This is a genomic window from Pseudomonas sp. Marseille-Q5115, from assembly GCF_916618905.1.
In the GTDB taxonomy this organism is placed as follows: domain Bacteria; phylum Pseudomonadota; class Gammaproteobacteria; order Pseudomonadales; family Pseudomonadaceae; genus Aquipseudomonas; species Aquipseudomonas japonica_A.
This window is the reverse complement of sequence record NZ_CAKAKI010000001.1, coordinates 750,704-765,859: the sequence shown is the minus strand read 5'-3', so window position 1 is coordinate 765,859 and position 15,156 is coordinate 750,704. Positions and strand designations below refer to the sequence as shown.

The 15,156-nt window shown below is 63.3% G+C and carries 12 protein-coding genes; 4 read left to right on the top strand and 8 right to left on the bottom strand.

Translation table 11 applies throughout. The features are described 5' to 3' along the window. Window positions 1–21: 21 nt before the first annotated feature. From pheA to mtnA, 4 genes are all read right to left on the bottom strand, one after another. Window positions 22–1,116 (bottom strand): prephenate dehydratase, encoded by a 1,095-nt coding sequence (pheA, locus tag LG385_RS03615; RefSeq protein ID WP_181111582.1) that lies wholly within the window; start codon window positions 1,114–1,116, stop codon window positions 22–24. Continuing rightward, window positions 1,116–2,198, bottom strand: coding sequence for a 3-phosphoserine/phosphohydroxythreonine transaminase (gene serC / locus LG385_RS03610; protein ID WP_225772482.1), 1,083 nt, complete (start codon window positions 2,196–2,198; stop codon window positions 1,116–1,118). The genes pheA and serC overlap by 1 nt, the downstream gene beginning before the upstream one ends. Window positions 2,199–2,318: 120 nt before the next feature. After that, window positions 2,319–4,994: a DNA gyrase subunit A gene (gyrA, locus tag LG385_RS03605; protein ID WP_225772481.1), complete on the bottom strand. Its 2,676-nt coding sequence runs from the start codon at window positions 4,992–4,994 to the stop codon at window positions 2,319–2,321. A 303-nt stretch (window positions 4,995–5,297) separates the two neighbouring features. Then, the gene (gene mtnA, locus LG385_RS03600; protein ID WP_225772479.1) at window positions 5,298–6,374 is read right to left on the bottom strand and encodes an S-methyl-5-thioribose-1-phosphate isomerase; all 1,077 of its coding nucleotides are present in this window, start codon (window positions 6,372–6,374) and stop codon (window positions 5,298–5,300) included. A gap of 103 nt (window positions 6,375–6,477) precedes the next feature. Here mtnA and LG385_RS03595 point away from each other — a divergent pair, with 103 nt between their 5' ends. From LG385_RS03595 to LG385_RS03580, 4 genes are read left to right on the top strand one after another with little or no spacing between them, the layout of a single operon-like run. Then, window positions 6,478–7,809, top strand: coding sequence for a TRZ/ATZ family hydrolase (locus LG385_RS03595; protein ID WP_225772476.1), 1,332 nt, complete (start codon window positions 6,478–6,480; stop codon window positions 7,807–7,809). A 47-nt stretch (window positions 7,810–7,856) separates the two neighbouring features. Continuing rightward, window positions 7,857–8,555 carry a bifunctional 2-polyprenyl-6-hydroxyphenol methylase/3-demethylubiquinol 3-O-methyltransferase UbiG gene (ubiG, locus tag LG385_RS03590; protein WP_181111577.1) on the top strand — a complete coding sequence of 233 codons (699 nt, stop codon included), beginning with the start codon at window positions 7,857–7,859 and terminating at the stop codon, window positions 8,553–8,555. A 2-nt stretch (window positions 8,556–8,557) separates the two neighbouring features. Further along, entirely contained in the window at window positions 8,558–9,229 is a 672-nt protein-coding gene (gene mupP, locus LG385_RS03585) for an N-acetylmuramic acid 6-phosphate phosphatase MupP (RefSeq protein ID WP_225772474.1), read from the top strand. 31 nt (window positions 9,230–9,260) lie between these two features. Continuing rightward, on the top strand, window positions 9,261–10,001 hold the full coding sequence (locus LG385_RS03580) for a YciK family oxidoreductase (protein WP_225772472.1): 741 nt from the start codon (window positions 9,261–9,263) through the stop codon (window positions 9,999–10,001). A gap of 47 nt (window positions 10,002–10,048) precedes the next feature. Here the strand turns inward: LG385_RS03580 and LG385_RS03575 are convergent, their stop codons facing one another. The 4 genes from LG385_RS03575 to LG385_RS03560 form a co-directional block, all read right to left on the bottom strand. Then, window positions 10,049–10,840, bottom strand: coding sequence for a TenA family transcriptional regulator (locus LG385_RS03575; RefSeq protein ID WP_225772470.1), 792 nt, complete (start codon window positions 10,838–10,840; stop codon window positions 10,049–10,051). A gap of 51 nt (window positions 10,841–10,891) precedes the next feature. Further along, window positions 10,892–13,333, bottom strand: coding sequence for an EAL domain-containing protein (locus tag LG385_RS03570; RefSeq protein ID WP_225772467.1), 2,442 nt, complete (start codon window positions 13,331–13,333; stop codon window positions 10,892–10,894). Between the two features lie 151 nt (window positions 13,334–13,484). Next, window positions 13,485–14,117, bottom strand: coding sequence for a DsbA family protein (locus LG385_RS03565; RefSeq protein ID WP_225772465.1), 633 nt, complete (start codon window positions 14,115–14,117; stop codon window positions 13,485–13,487). Window positions 14,118–14,120: 3 nt separating this feature from the next. Further along, the gene (locus LG385_RS03560; protein WP_225772463.1) at window positions 14,121–15,059 is read right to left on the bottom strand and encodes a rhodanese-related sulfurtransferase; all 939 of its coding nucleotides are present in this window, start codon (window positions 15,057–15,059) and stop codon (window positions 14,121–14,123) included. Window positions 15,060–15,156: the final 97 nt, after the last annotated feature.

Here is a 15,156-nt window from a genome sequence, read left to right as displayed (position 1 = left end):
AAGGCCGCGGGCACGGAGGGTTCAGAGCACAGCCTTGGGATACGAGCCAAGAATTTTCAGCGCCACGGACTCATTGCTGATCTGCTCCAGCACTGCCTTGATCAGCGGGTCGCGGTGGTGGCCCACGAAGTCGATGAAGAACACGTACGTCCACTTGCCGCTACGTGAGGGCCGGGTTTCGATCCGGGTGAGGTCGATGTTGTTCTCGTGGAATGGCATCAACAGCTCATGCAGCGCACCGGGCTTGTTCTGCATCGACACGATGATGGACGTTTTGTCGTCACCGGTGGGCGGTACTTCCTGGCTACCGATGATCAGGAAGCGCGTGGAATTGTCCGGGCGGTCCTCGATCTTTTCGGCCAGCCGGTCCAGCCCATACAGGCTGGCCGCCATATCGCCGGCGATGGCGGCGGAGTTCCACTCACCCTTCACCCGCTTGGCGGCCTCGGCGTTGCTCGAGACGGCGATGCGCTCCACGTTGGGGTAGTGCGCGTCCAGCCACTTGCGGCACTGCGCCAGGGATTGGGCGTGGGAGTAGATGCGCGAAATGCTGTCGGTCTTGGTGTTGCTGCCGATGAGCAGATGATGGTGAATGCGCAGCTCCACTTCGCCACAGATCACCATGTCGTGCTCGAGGAAGCTGTCCAGGGTGTGGTTGACCGCACCCTCGGTGGAGTTCTCCACGGGCACCACGCCGAAGTTCACGGCGCCGGCCACCACTTCGCGGAACACCTCGTCGATGGCCGCCATGGGCTGGCTGATCACCGCGTGGCCGAAGTGCTTCATGGCTGCAGCCTGGGTGAAGGTCCCTTCGGGGCCCAGGTAGGCGACTTTCAAGGGCTGCTCAAGCGCCAGGCAGGTGGACATGATTTCGCGGAACAACCGCGCCATCTCTTCGTCACCCAGCGGCCCCTGGTTGCGGTCCATCACACGCTTGAGCACCTGAGCTTCACGCTCGGGGCGATAGAATACGGGAGCTTCGCCTTCGCCCAGTGCTTCCATCTTCACCCGGGCCACTTCCTGGGCGCAGCGGGCGCGGTCGCTGATCAGTTCGAGAATCTTCTCGTCAAGGCTGTCGATGCGCAGGCGCAGCGCCTTCAGTTCCTGATCAGACATCAGCCATTTTCCTTCTCGAACTCAGCCATGTAGGCCACCAGCGCGTCGACCGCGTCCAGGCCCAGGGCGTTGTAGATGGAAGCGCGCATGCCACCGACCGAGCGGTGGCCCTTGAGGTTAAGCAAGCCACGGGCATCGGCGCCAGCCAGGAAGGCCGCATCCAGGCGCTCGTCGGCCAGGCGGAACGGCACGTTCATCCAGGAGCGCGACGCCAGCGCGATAGGGTTGCTGTAGAAGCCGCTGCTATCGATGAAGCTGTAGAGGCGATCCTTCTTGGCGCGGTTGCGCTGTTCCATGGCCGGCACGCCGCCCTGCTCTTTCAGCCACTCGAACACCAGGCCCGAGAGGTACCAGGAATAGGTGGCAGGCGTGTTGTACATCGAGCCGTTGTCCGCGGCGACCTTGTAGTTGAGCATGGTCGGGCAGCTGGCGCGGGCGTTGCCGAGCAGGTCTTCCCGAATGATCACCACCACCAGCCCGCTGGGGCCGATGTTCTTCTGCGCGCCGGCGTAGATCATGCCGTAGTCGGCAACGTTGATCGGCCGCGACAGGATGTCCGAGGACATGTCCACTACCAGCGGCGCATCGGTTTTCGGCACCCACTGGAATTGCAGGCCGCCGATGGTTTCGTTGCTGGCGTAGTGAACGTAGGCAGCGTTGTCGCTCAGCTGCCACTCGGCCTGGGGTGGCAGATCGAGGAAATCGAGGCTTTTGGCGCTGGCCGCCACGTTGATGGTGCCGTAGCGGCGCGCTTCGTCAACAGCCTTGCCAGACCAGATGCCGGTATTGATGTAGTCGGCCACGCCGCCTTCGGGCAGCAGGTTCAGCGGGATTTCCGCGAACTGCTGGCTGGCGCCGCCTTGCAGGAAGAGCACTTTGTAGTTGGAGGGGATGGACAGCAGGTCGCGCAGGTCCTGCTCGGCCTTGTGCGCGACGGCTTGATAGTCGTCGCTGCGGTGGCTCATTTCCATTACGGAAAGGCCCTTGCCATGCCAGTCGAGCATCTCCGCCTGGGCGCGCTTCAGAACGGCTTCAGGAAGCGCGGCAGGGCCCGCGCAGAAGTTAAAGGCTCGGTTGCTCACATCCAGTCTCGCTCTACAAAGGGCTGATTGTCTTTGCCGGTTCGGGTACAACAAGCGCCGGGCACGGCGCTCGGCGTGCTTGTTGTACCGAACCCATCTTCTACGTGTACCTGTTGCCTGTCACTCTTCGTCGAGCGGCTCGTCGCCGGTATCGCCCAGGGTCTCTGCCGGGGTTTCAACCCCGTCTTCAGGCGCCTCGATCAGCTCCTCGACCATGCTCTGGGCCAGCGCATCTTCGCTCTCGAAGATTTCGACTTCTTCCTCGGACGGTTCCTGCACCCGCTCCAGGCCCACGAGTTTCTCGTCGGTGGCCAGCTTGATGAGGGTAACGCCCTGGGTGTTACGGCCCAGGCTGGACACTTCGCCTACACGGGTACGCACCAGGGTGCCCTGGTCGGAGATGAGCATGATTTCCTCACCTTCCAGTACCTGCACCGCACCTACAAGGCGGCCGTTGCGATCGTTGCTCACCATGGCGATAACGCCCTGGCCACCGCGGTTGTACTGCGGGAACTCGGCGATGGCGGTGCGCTTGCCGTAGCCACGCTCGGACGCGGTGAGGATCTGGCTGCCCTCCTCCGGAATGATCATGGAGATCAGGCGCTGGCCTTCACCCAGGCGCATGCCGCGAACACCGCGGGCGGTACGGCCCATGGGGCGCACGTCGCCTTCGTTGAAGCGGGTGACCTTGCCGGCATCGGAGAACAGCATCACCTCGCGCTCGCCGTCGGTGATGGCCGCGGAGATCAGTACATCGCCTTCGTCCAGCTCCAGCGCGATCAGGCCAACGCTGCGCTGACGGCTGAACTGCGGCAGCGGCACCTTCTTCACGGTACCGTTGGCGGTGGCCATGAAGATGAAGTGGCCCTCGGTGTATTCCTCTACCGGCAGCATGGTGGTGATGTATTCACCTTCGCCCAGCGGCAGCAGGTTCACCAGTGGGCGACCGCGCGCGGCGCGGGAGGCTTCGGGGATTTCATAGGTTTTGAGCCAGTACACCTTGCCCTTGCTGGAGAACAGCATGAGCGTGGTGTGGCTGTTCGCGACCAGCAGGTGCGAGATGTAGTCTTCGTCCTTCACGCCGGTGGCGGACTTGCCCTTGCCACCGCGACGCTGGGCCTGATAGGCGGCCAGCGGCTGGGTTTTCGCGTAGCCACCGTGGGAGATGGTTACCACACGGTGTTCTTCGGGGATCATGTCGCCGAGGGTGAGGTCCAGGCGCGCATCGAGGATTTCGGTGCGGCGAACGTCGCCGTATTCGGAACGGATGAGCTCGAGCTCTTCGCGGATCACTTCCATCAGGCGCTCGGCGCTGTTGAGGATGCGGATGAGCTCGCCGATCTGGTTGAGGATTTCCTGGTACTCGGCCAGCAGCTTCTCGTGCTCCAGGCCGGTAAGGCGGTGCAGGCGCAGGTCGAGGATGGCCTGGGCTTGCTCAGGCGACAGGAAATACTTGCCGTCGCGCATGCCGTATTGTGGATCGAGGTTCTCGGGGCGGCAGGCGTCGGCGCCAGCGCGCTCGACCATGGTCATCACCGCCGAGGATTCCCAGCCGGTTGACACCAGGGCTTCCTTGGCTTCGGACGGGGTAGGCGACGCCTTGATCATCGCGATGACCGGGTCGATGTTGCTCAGCGCAACGGCCTGGCCTTCGAGAATGTGGCCACGCTCACGCGCCTTGCGCAGCTCGTACACGGTGCGGCGGGTAACCACTTCGCGGCGGTGACGCACGAAGGCTTCGAGCAGGTCCTTGAGGTTCAGCAGGCGCGGGCGGCCATCGATCAGGGCCACGATGTTGATGCCGAACACCGCTTGCAGCTGGGTTTGCGCGTAGAGGTTGTTGAGGATCACCTCCGGCACTTCGCCGCGGCGCAGCTCGATCACAACACGCATGCCGTCCTTGTCGGACTCGTCACGCAGCTCGGTGATGCCTTCGAGTTTCTTTTCCTTCACCAGCTCGGCGATTTTCTCGATCAGCCGGGCCTTGTTCAACTGGTACGGCAGCTCGGTGACCACGATCTGCTGGCGGCCACCGACCTTGTCGATGTCTTCTACCGTGGAGCGGGCGCGCATGTAGATGCGGCCACGGCCGGTGCGGTAGGCCTCGATGATGCCCTGGCGGCCATTGATGATGGCGGCGGTGGGGAAATCCGGGCCCGGGATGTGCTGCATCAGTTCGTCGATGGTCACATCCGGGTTGTCGATCAGCGCCAGGCAGCCGTCGATCACTTCACCCAGGTTGTGCGGCGGAATGTTGGTGGCCATGCCGACCGCGATACCGCTAGAGCCGTTGACCAGCAGGTTGGGGATGCGCGTGGGCATTACCGCCGGGATCTGCTCGGTGCCGTCGTAGTTGGGCACCCAGTCAACGGTTTCCTTGTGCAGGTCGGCCAGCAGCTCGTGAGCCAACTTGGTCATGCGCACTTCGGTGTAACGCATGGCCGCCGCGTTGTCGCCGTCCACCGAACCGAAGTTGCCCTGGCCGTCTACCAGCAGGTAGCGCAGCGAGAACGGCTGCGCCATGCGCACGATGGTGTCGTACACGGCCGTGTCGCCGTGGGGGTGGTACTTACCGATCACGTCACCGACCACACGGGCCGACTTCTTGTAGGGCTTGTTCCAGTCGTTGCCGAGTTCGCTCATGGCAAAGAGAACCCGCCGATGCACTGGCTTCAAGCCATCGCGGGCGTCGGGCAATGCACGCCCCACGATTACGCTCATGGCGTAGTCGAGGTACGACTGCCGGAGCTCGTCTTCGATATTGACCGGTAGGATTTCTTTGGCCAGTTCGCCCATGAGAAGCCTGATTCCTTATGTAATGAAACTCAGCCGGGCCCCGCTACGGCCCGTGACACACCTGACGACTTGCGTCTCATAAAAACCGGGGCGGCGCTTCATGAAAAGGCCAGCCTCTGAACCGCCGGATGTTACCACAGAGCGCGTGTGAGGCCTATCCTGATGTGGGCTTTGGAGGAGAAGGCAGGCCACATAAAACCGCTCACAGCCCACCGTAGGAAGCGGGCGAAGCTCGCGAATGCATTTTACCTTGTTCGCGAGCTGCGTCGGATGGCCGCCCCCCGCTTCCGACCGCGCCGGAACTTAATGCAAGCGCTTGCGGCACATCAGTTGGTTCATCTTGGCGGTATCGGGCCGTTCGACGATGCCTTTCTCGGTCACGATCACGTCGATAAGGTCGGCGGGGGTAACGTCGAACACGGGGTTGAAGGCTTCGACATCGGCGCCGAAACGGGTGCCGCCCACTTCCAGCAGCTCACTGCCGGCGCGCTCTTCGATCGGTATGTCGTCGCCGCTTTCCAGCGACATGTCGATGGTGGAGCTGGGCGCGACCACCATGAAGCGCACGCCATGGTGCATGGCGTTGACCGCCAGCTGGTAGGTGCCGATCTTGTTGGCCACGTCGCCGTTGGCGGTGATGCGGTCCGCGCCCACGATTACCCAGGTAATGCCCTTGGTTTTCATGATGTGCGCGGCGGCGGAATCCGCGTTCAGCGAAACCGGGATGCCTTCATTGGCCAGCTCCCAGGCAGTCAGGCGCGAACCTTGCAGCCAGGGCCGGGTTTCGTCGGCATACACGCGCTCTACCATCCCTTCGAGCCAGGCGGCACGAATCACCCCAAGCGCGGTACCGAAGCCGCCGGTGGCCAGCGCACCTGTGTTGCAGTGGGTAAGCAAGGCCTGCACGTTGCCCTGATGCTTGCGGATGAGGTCCACCCCCAATTGCGCCATGGTGAGGTTGGCTTCGCGGTCGCTCTCGTGAATGTTCATGGCTTCGGCTTCCAGCGCGGCAACCGGGGCCTCGCCTTCGCGCAGCCGCGCCATGCGTTCGCGCATGCGGTTCAGCGCCCAGAAGAGGTTGACTGCGGTGGGCCGTGAATCGGCCAGCAGTGCGATGTCGGCGGCCACGGCGGCTTGCCAGTCGCCACCTGCGGCGGTACGCCGGGCCGCCGACAGCACCACGCCATAGGCCGCCGCGATACCGATCGCTGGCGCGCCTCGCACCACCATGCTGCGAATGGCCTCGGCCACCCCGGCGGCATCGTCGTAGCGCAGCCAGGTTTCGGCCGCAGGCAGTAGGCGCTGGTCCAGAAGAAACAGGGCGCCATCCCGCCAGTCGATCGCCTTTACCTTCTCTGCTGCCAAAAGACGATCGCGCATGCCCCACCCCACTTAAGCGTTCAAAACCGCCGATTATACCGCTCCCCCGGGAAACACGCTCGGGTATACTTCGGCAACTCATTCCTCTTATCGGAAGGCCTCCATGCCCCAAGCCCCCACACTCGACCTTTTGTTGCTGCCCACCTGGCTGGTGCCAGTGGAGCCAGCGGGTGTGGTGTTCAAGGATTACGCGCTGGGCATCCGCGACGGCGTGATCGAGTTCATCGGCCCACGCGCCGACGGCCTGGCCCGCTCCGCGCTGGAAGTGCGCGAACTGCCGGATTGCCTGCTGGCCCCCGGCATGGTCAACACCCATGGCCATGCCGCCATGAGCCTGTTCCGCGGGCTGGCTGACGACCTTCCGCTGATGAGCTGGCTGCAGGATCATATCTGGCCGGCCGAAGGCCGCTGGGTAGACGAAGCCTTCATCCGTGACGGGCTGGACCTGGCCATCGCCGAGCAGATAAAGGGCGGGATTACCTGCTTTGCCGACATGTACTTCTTCCCCAAAGTGGCCGCCGACCGGGTACACGAAGCCGGTGTGCGTGCGCAGATCGCCATCCCGGTGCTGGATTTCCCCGTCCCAGGGGCGCGGGATAGCGACGAAGCCTTGCGCGAAGGTGTCGCCCTGTTCGACGAGCTGCGTGAGCACCCGCGCATCAGCCTGGCGTTCGGGCCGCACGCGCCCTACACCGTGGGTGATGAAAACCTGGAGAAAGTACGGGTGCTGGCCAACCAGCTCGACGCGCCCGTTCATATGCACGTGCACGAAACCGCCCATGAGGTGCAGGAGGCAGTCGAAAAAACCGGTGAACGGCCGCTCGCCCGCCTGGCGCGCCTTGGCTTGCTGGGCCCGCGCTTCCAGGCGGTGCACATGACCCAGATCGACGAAAGCGACCTGGCGCTGCTGGTGGAAAACAACTGCAGCGTGGTGCATTGCCCCGAGTCCAACCTCAAGCTGGCCAGCGGTTTCTGCCCGGTGGAGCGTTTGTGGCAGGCCGGCGTGAACGTGGCCATGGGCACCGATGGCGCGGCCAGCAACAATGACCTGGACCTGCTGTCCGAAACCCGTACCGCGGCGCTGCTGGCCAAGGCAGTTTCTGGTTCGGCCACGGCGGTAGATGCCCATCGCGCCTTGCGCATGGCCACCCTCAACGGCGCACGCGCCCTGGGCCTGGACGCCTGCATCGGCTCGCTGGAAGTGGGCAAGGCCGCAGACGTGGTAGCGTTCGACTTCTCGGGCCTGGCCTTGCAGCCGGTGTATCACCCGGTGTCTCAACTTATTTATGCCGCGAGCCGTGAGTGCGTGAAGCACGTGTGGGTCGCGGGCAAACCTTTGCTGGAAAACGGCCAGCTCACAGGCTTCGACGAGGCAGCGCTCATCGCGCGGGCCCGCGCCTGGGGTGAGCGCATTGGCGCCGCCGATGCCCGCTGAAGCTACCCGGCCAGCCACCTTCTTTCATATTTATTCAAGGACCGCCCATGAGTAACGTCGACCACGCTGAAATCGCCAAATTCGAAGCCCTGGCCCACCGCTGGTGGGACCGGGAAAGCGAATTCAAGCCGTTGCACGAGATCAACCCGCTGCGGGTGAACTGGATCGACGAACGCGCGCACCTGGCCGGCAAGAAGGTGCTGGACGTGGGCTGCGGTGGCGGCATCCTCAGCGAGGCCATGGCCTTGCGTGGCGCCACCGTGACCGGTATCGACATGGGTGAAGCGCCACTGGCCGTGGCGCGTCTGCACCAGCTCGAATCCGGCGTTGAAGTGGACTACCGGCAGATCACCGCCGAGGCCCTGGCCGAGGAAGCTCCCGGCGCCTACGACGTGGTGACCTGCCTGGAAATGCTCGAGCACGTGCCAGACCCCTCCTCGGTGATCCAGGCCTGCGCGCGCATGGTCAAGCCCGGCGGCCAGGTGTTTTTCTCCACCATCAACCGCAACCCCAAGGCCTACCTGTTCGCGATTGTGGGCGCGGAATACATCATGAAGCTGCTGCCACGCGGCACCCATGATTTCAAGAAATTCATCCGCCCTTCCGAACTGGGCAGCTGGGCCCGCGCCGCCGACCTGCGGGTGCGGGACATGGTGGGCCTGACCTACAATCCATTGACCAAGCATTACAAGCTGGCCTCGGATGTGGATGTGAACTACATGATCCAGACCGTACGGGAGGGTTGAACATGCGCCTGGACGCTGTGCTGTTCGACATGGACGGTACCCTGCTGGATACCGCCCCCGATTTCATCGCCGTGTGCCAGGCCATGCTGGCCGAGCGCAACCTGCCGGCGGTCAACGATCAACTGATCCGCGACGTGGTGTCCGGTGGTGCTCGCGCCATGGTCAGCGCCACTTTCGCGCTGTCGCCCGAGGCCCCGGAATTCGAAGCGCTGCGCCTGGAGTTCCTCGAGCGCTACCAACAGGCGTGCGCGGTGCATACACGCCTTTACGATGGCATGGCCGAGTTGCTGGCGGACATCGAAAAGGCCGGGCTGATCTGGGGCGTGGTCACCAACAAGCCGGTGCGGTTCGCCGAGCCGATCATGCAGCAGCTGAACCTGGCGGAGCGGTCCCGTGTGCTCATCTGCCCTGACCACGTGACCCGCAGCAAGCCAGACCCGGAGCCGTTGATACTCGCCTGCAAAACCCTGGGCGTGGACCCGTCCCGGGTGCTGTTCGTGGGCGATGACTTGCGTGATATCGAGTCGGGGCGCGACGCGGGGACCAAAACGGCGGCAGTGCGTTACGGCTATATTCATCCCCATGACAATCCCAATCACTGGGGCGCGGATGTGGTCGTGAGCCACCCCCAAGAGCTGCGCGACGTGCTGGACCGTGCGCTCTGCGGCTGCTGACCCTTCCCCGCCCGCGGCAAGGAGACGCGCAATGTTCGATTATAAGGCACCCCCGAACCTGCTGGCCGACCGGGTAATACTGGTCACCGGCGCTGGCCGCGGCATCGGTGCGGCGGCCGCACAGGCGTATGCCCGGCACGGCGCGCAGGTGATTCTGTTGGGAAAAACCCGCTCCCACCTGGAAAACGTGGCGCTGCGCATTCGCCATGCCGGCCATGGCACGCCGATGGTGTATACGCTGGACCTCGAAACTGCGAGAACGGCAGATTACGAACAGCTGGAAGTGGCGATCGAAAAGCAGTTCGACCGCCTTGATGGTTTGCTCCACAACGCGTCGATCCTGGGGCCGCGGGCCAGCCTGGACGAAATACCCGATGCGGACTTCATCCAGGTGATGCAGGTGAACGTCAACGCGACCTTCATGCTAACCCGGGCCATGCTGCCGCTGCTGCACCGCTCCAAGGACGCTTCGGTGATATTCACCTCCAGCAGCGTAGGCCGTAAAGGCCGTGCGCAATGGGGGGCGTATGCGGTATCCAAGTTCGCCACTGAAGGCCTGATGCAAACCCTGGCGGACGAAGCCGATGGCAGCTCGCTGATCCGCGCCAACAGCCTGAACCCGGGCGGCACCCGCACCGACATGCGCGCCCAGGCCTACCCCGCCGAAGACCCGAGCCGCAACCCCACGCCGGAAGAGATCATGCCGGCGTACCTGTACCTGATGGGGCCAGACAGCGCCGGCGTGAATGGCCAGGCGCTGGATGCGAGGTAACGCGCTTATTCGCGAGCTGCGCCCGGCTCCCACAGGGTTCGGTACGGTTACAACACCGCTTCGGGCTCGCGGCGCACGGCCTTGTGCTCCAGCTCCATGCAGCGTTCCAGGAACAGGAACATGTAGTCGTAGCTCTTGCAGATGGCCTTGCGCAGGTCGTTCTGCAGGGCCTGCGAGGGGTCGTTGCCGGCCAGGGTGCAGATGATCTCCAGCGCTTCCCATGGGTGGGCATCGTCGTACTGGGCGTGCATCTTGAGCCACTTCATGGCGCGCTTGCGCGTTTCTTCCGGGAACGCATTGGCGTACACGTCGCTGGAACACACCACCGCGGACCATTCACCGGTCGCACCTTCGATGGCGTAGTTGGTGGCTGCCATGGCAATCGCCAGCGGGTCGGTGGCGCAGGTTTGCCAGCACCAGTGGCTCAGGGATTGCAGCTCTGGCGGCACTTTTTGCGCCTGCAGGTCTTCCAGGGTCACGCCGTGGGCAGCGCACCAGTTCACCCAGTAGTCGGCATGGTTGAGTTCCACGCGAATGTTGCGCATCAGCCAGCGGCGGGCCATGTCTTCGCCCGGGTGGCGGCCGAAGCGGGTTTTGGTGAGGTTCTGGGCCATGTACAGGGAGAACTGCTCGACCACCGGCCAGCCGCCGATCAGGTACTGCCGCATGGTCGCGGCGCTGAGCTTGTTATCACGCATCCGCTGGTAAAGCTCATGCTGCACCACGCGCCGTTTGGCAATGCTGCAATCGCGCAGCAATTGCTGGGCCCATGCAGGGTAGCTGCTGGCCTCCATCAGTGGCCCGGTGCGGGTGAAGCCTGAGTCTGCTACATCATTCATCGACAACTTCCTTTCTGTTGGTGAAAAACTACCGCATGCATCCACAACGATTCACGGCGTCGCACGGGCCTTGGCCGCGCTCCTGAGGCTTTCGCAGGTAAACAAGCGAGGGCGCTCGATCAGGTAACCCTGGGCATAATCCACCCCTATTTCCATCAAGGCTTGCTCGATCAAGGGCGTTTCAACGAACTCGGCGATGGTGCGTTTGCCCATCACATGGCCAATGTGATTGATCACTTCCACCATTGCCCGATTGATCGGGTCGTCGAGCATGTCTTTCACGAAGCTGCCGTCGATCTTGAGGAAATCCACTGGCAAATGCTTGAGGTACGCGAAGGACGACATACCGGCACAGAAGTCATCAAGCGAGAACAGGCAACCCAGGGCTTTGAGCTCATTGATGAAACGGATGGCGCTGCCGAGGTTGGAAATGGCGCTGGTTTCAGTGATTTCGAAGCAGATCAAATGCGGCGCAATGGCGAACCGCCGGAATTGTTCGCGCAGATAATCAAGGAAATCGTCGTCGCCGATACTGATCCCGGACAAGTTAATGGCACATACCGCCAGCGGTTCGTCGCCGCCCTGATCCATGGCCTGGCGAATGATCCCGAACACGCTCTTCACCACCCAACGGTCCAGCGCCGTCATCAGGCCATAGCGCTCCGCCGCGGGAATAAAGCTGTCTGGCAGGATCATCCGCCCGCTCTCGTCGTGCAGGCGCAGCAGGATTTCCACGTGCCGTGCATGGCTCCCGCCGTGGCGCTCGTTGCCCAACAAGGCGATCTCCTGGGCGTAGAGGGTGAACCGGTCCTCTTCCAGGGCCATCCGCAACCGCTGTATCCACGCCATTTCCCCGAAGCGGGTGGACACCTCGGAATCGTCGGCGTGGTACACCTGAACCCGGTTACGGCCTTTTTCCTTGGCCATGTAGCAGGCCATGTCGGCGGCGCGCAGAGAAAGCTCGAGGGTGGCCGGCAACAGGTTGAGGTGCACCAGGCCGATACTCACCGAGGTCATGAACGGCCGACCTTTCCATACGAAGTGCAGGCTATGCACGCTTTCGCGCAGGTATTCGGCAATGCGTTCGGCCTGCTCGGGCGGGCAGTCCTCCAACAATACACCGAATTCGTCGCCGCCCAGGCGCGCCAGGGTGTCGGTTTCCCGCAGGCCGGAGGCAAGCACGGCACAAATGTGCCGTAGCAGCTCATCTCCCGCTGCGTGGCCGCAGGTGTCATTCACCAGCTTGAACTGATCAAGGTCCAGGAACATCAGCGAATGGCGGCCCTTGCCACTGGCCATGCGGGCAAGGGCCTGTTCCAGCCGCTGCTCGAACTCACGGCGGTTGGCCAGGCCGGTCAAGGCATCATGGCTGGCCTGCCAGGACAGGTTGGCGATGTATTGCCGCTCCTGGGTCATGTCGTGCAGCACCAGCACCGCCCCGCTGATCCGCCCGTCGGTGCGGATAGGCGCGCCCACCAGCGTTACCGAGACCGTGCTGCCATCCAGCCGCTGGATCAACTTGGCATGCTCGCTGCCGCCCTTGAGTTGCCCACCCAGAATTCGCTCGATCAGGGTGAAGCTGTCCTGCTCGGCGTTTTCGTCCAGCAGGTTGAACAGCGCCGCCAAGGGCAAGCCCGCTGCCTGCTCGGCTTTCCAATGGGTGAGCTGCTCCGCCGCCGGGTTCATGTAGGCAATGGCGCCGGTTACGTCGGTGGCGATCACCCCGTCGCCGATAGACGCCAGGGTCACTTGCGCCCGCTCCTTCTCAAGCTGCAGCGCGGCGGCCATGTTATGGCGCTGAATGAGCAGCTTGCGGGTGATCCACAACGCCAGGCCGATCAGCACGAAGGCGGTGATCAGGTTGGTGGCGATCAACAGCCGCTGGAGTACCCGCGAACCCTCGCCCAGCGCATCGCTGAACGCCCTGGCTGCCGGCGTAACGGCATCGTTGAGGGCCACGATTTCGCCCTTCCACCGCGTCATGGCCGCATCGGACGCCGTACCCGCCTCTATTGCCCCATGCATCTGCGTGGCGATGCTGTCGAGCTGGTCAAGGTAGCGGTCGCCAATGGTCCAGAGCTCTATGGCGCGGGAGAAGTAGGAAATGTGACGGAAATTCAGGAACAGCCAGATCACTCCATCGAAGTCATCCGGGTGCGTGCCGCCCTGCAGCAAGCCCCGTCGAGCCTGCTCCACATCCGGGTACGGCTGGTCCAGGGCAAAGCGCAGGTCGCGGCTGCCTTCCGGCACGGCCATGGCGGCGCGGTATTTGTCGAATACCCGTTCGTCGCGGTTATCGGCGTACAGGCTCAGGTAGAAAATGGCGTCTTTCTGGCCCTTGGACCACAGGCTTTCGCCCGCGACATACCCGCGAACGGCCGACAGGGCGTAGAGGCTGATGCAACCGAGCAATGCCAGAAGCAGCACAACGGCGATGAACGGCCAGGCAATGCTGATAAGTCTTGGCGTTTCGAGCGTCCGATTCTGCTTCATGTGATCCTTTACAACACAGAGCCGGGACACACGCGAACCACGTCCCGGCACACATTCAGCGCAGCGCGGCCAGCACTGACAGCACTTGCGGCCCTGCTACACCTTTATCCGTGCCCAGGCCGCGCCCGGGGGCGAAGCGACACCGGGGCGACTATAGCGCGGCGGCACGTTCTAGCCAACGTGCCAGCAAGGGCGCCAGTTCCTCTAATGGCTGGTAACCATTAGTGAGCAAGGCGAACTGGCGGTCGCGTTCGGCAAGCAACGTGGGAAAGCCAGAGATACCCAACGAATGTGACCAGCTGAAGTCGCCTTGAGTGGCCTGAGCCGTGGCGGCGAGGTCGAAAGTTTCGGCAAAGCGGATGCGCGAGATGCCTGCGGCTTCGGCCACATCCACGAGCGTGGCGGTACGGGTCACGTCCAGGCCATCGCGATAGAACGCCTGGGCAATCCCCTTGGCCATGGGCCAGGCCAATTGCTCATCTATACGCCGCACGGCAACCACAGCCCGACAGGCGGGCTCGGTGTCGTACACAAACCCCGGCGGCATTGCCCCCTCGAAGCGAAAAGGTTGCCCGGTGGCCGCCTCCACACTGTGCCAATGCTCCAGAATGCGCCCACGGGTACCGCTGTCGAGCGCCGTCTGGCCCGTGCGCAGCCCGCCAAGCACCAAGTGGGTATGGATTCCGGCCTCAGCCGCCTGGTCAATGAGCGCCTGCACTGTAGGGGCAAAGCCCCAGCACCAGGAGCACAACGGGTCCATCACATATACCAGACGGCTGGACATGGCTCAGGCCTCGGTGGTTTTGCGGTAGTTGTAGCCGATAGGGTGGGGCTGGTTGCGCGCCTTGGCCAGCTCGATCTGCTTCTGCCGGTCGATGGCGCTGCGGCGGGTTTTCTCGCTCAGGCTGTCCCAGCAGTGCCCACAGCTGATACCGGGCGCGTAGTGCGGGGATTGGCGGTCCTCGGCGCTGATCGGCATACGGCAGGCGTGGCACTGATCATAGTCGCCTTCGGTCAGGTCGTGACGCACCGTTACGCGATTATCGAAAACGAAGCAGTCGCCCTGCCACTTGCTTTCTTCCTGAGGCACTTCTTCGAGGTATTTGAGGATGCCGCCCTTGAGGTGGTACACCTCCTCGAACCCCTCGCCCAGCATGTAACTGGAGGCCTTTTCGCAGCGGATGCCGCCGGTGCAGAACATCGCTACCTTTTTATGGCGGGCCGGGTCGAAGTGCGCCTTGATGTACTCCGGGAACTCACGGAAGGTTTCGGTCTTCGGGTCAATGGCGCCCTCGAAGGTGCCGATGGCCACTTCGTAGTCGTTGCGGGTGTCGATCAGCAGCACTTCGGGGTCGCTGATCAGGGCGTTCCAGTCCTGCGGCTCCACGTAGGTGCCCACGCGCGTGTTCGGGTTCACCCCCGGCACGCCCAGGGTGACGATTTCCTTCTTGAGCTTGACCTTGGTGCGGTAGAACGGCTGCTCGTCGCAGTACGATTCCTTGTGGTCCACATCAACCAGGCGAGGATCGCTGCGCAGCCAGGCCAGCAGGTTGTCGATCGCACCACGGGTGCCGGAAACCGTGCCGTTGATGCCTTCGTTGGCCAGCAGCAGGGTGCCTTTGATGTCGTTGTCCAGCAGCACCTTGAGCAGGGGCTCGCGCAGCTCGACGTAGTCTTGGAGGGTGACGAACTTGTACAGCGCCGCCACGACGATAGGGTGGGTCATCTTTGCTTCTCCAGGTGGTCGCCCTCGCAAAGGGCGGACCAGGCAGGTCACGAATACGCGCGCCGGGCAGGCCCGGGCGGCGCGCATTCTAGCAAAG

Bases quoted from the DNA above. Each gene is read 5' to 3' on its own strand.
- pheA (WP_181111582.1), bottom strand. From the start codon at position 1,116: ATGTCTGATCAGGAACTGAAGGCGCTGCGCCTGCGCATCGACAGCCTT.
- gyrA (WP_225772481.1), bottom strand. From the start codon at position 4,994: ATGGGCGAACTGGCCAAAGAAATCCTACCGGTCAATATCGAAGACGAG.
- mtnA (WP_225772479.1), bottom strand. From the start codon at position 6,374: ATGCGCGATCGTCTTTTGGCAGCAGAGAAGGTAAAGGCGATCGACTGG.
- LG385_RS03595 (WP_225772476.1), top strand. From the start codon at position 6,478: ATGCCCCAAGCCCCCACACTCGACCTTTTGTTGCTGCCCACCTGGCTG.
- ubiG (WP_181111577.1), top strand. From the start codon at position 7,857: ATGAGTAACGTCGACCACGCTGAAATCGCCAAATTCGAAGCCCTGGCC.
- mupP (WP_225772474.1), top strand. From the start codon at position 8,558: ATGCGCCTGGACGCTGTGCTGTTCGACATGGACGGTACCCTGCTGGAT.
- LG385_RS03580 (WP_225772472.1), top strand. From the start codon at position 9,261: ATGTTCGATTATAAGGCACCCCCGAACCTGCTGGCCGACCGGGTAATA.
- LG385_RS03575 (WP_225772470.1), bottom strand. From the start codon at position 10,840: ATGAATGATGTAGCAGACTCAGGCTTCACCCGCACCGGGCCACTGATG.
- LG385_RS03570 (WP_225772467.1), bottom strand. From the start codon at position 13,333: ATGAAGCAGAATCGGACGCTCGAAACGCCAAGACTTATCAGCATTGCC.
- LG385_RS03565 (WP_225772465.1), bottom strand. From the start codon at position 14,117: ATGTCCAGCCGTCTGGTATATGTGATGGACCCGTTGTGCTCCTGGTGC.
- LG385_RS03560 (WP_225772463.1), bottom strand. From the start codon at position 15,059: ATGACCCACCCTATCGTCGTGGCGGCGCTGTACAAGTTCGTCACCCTC.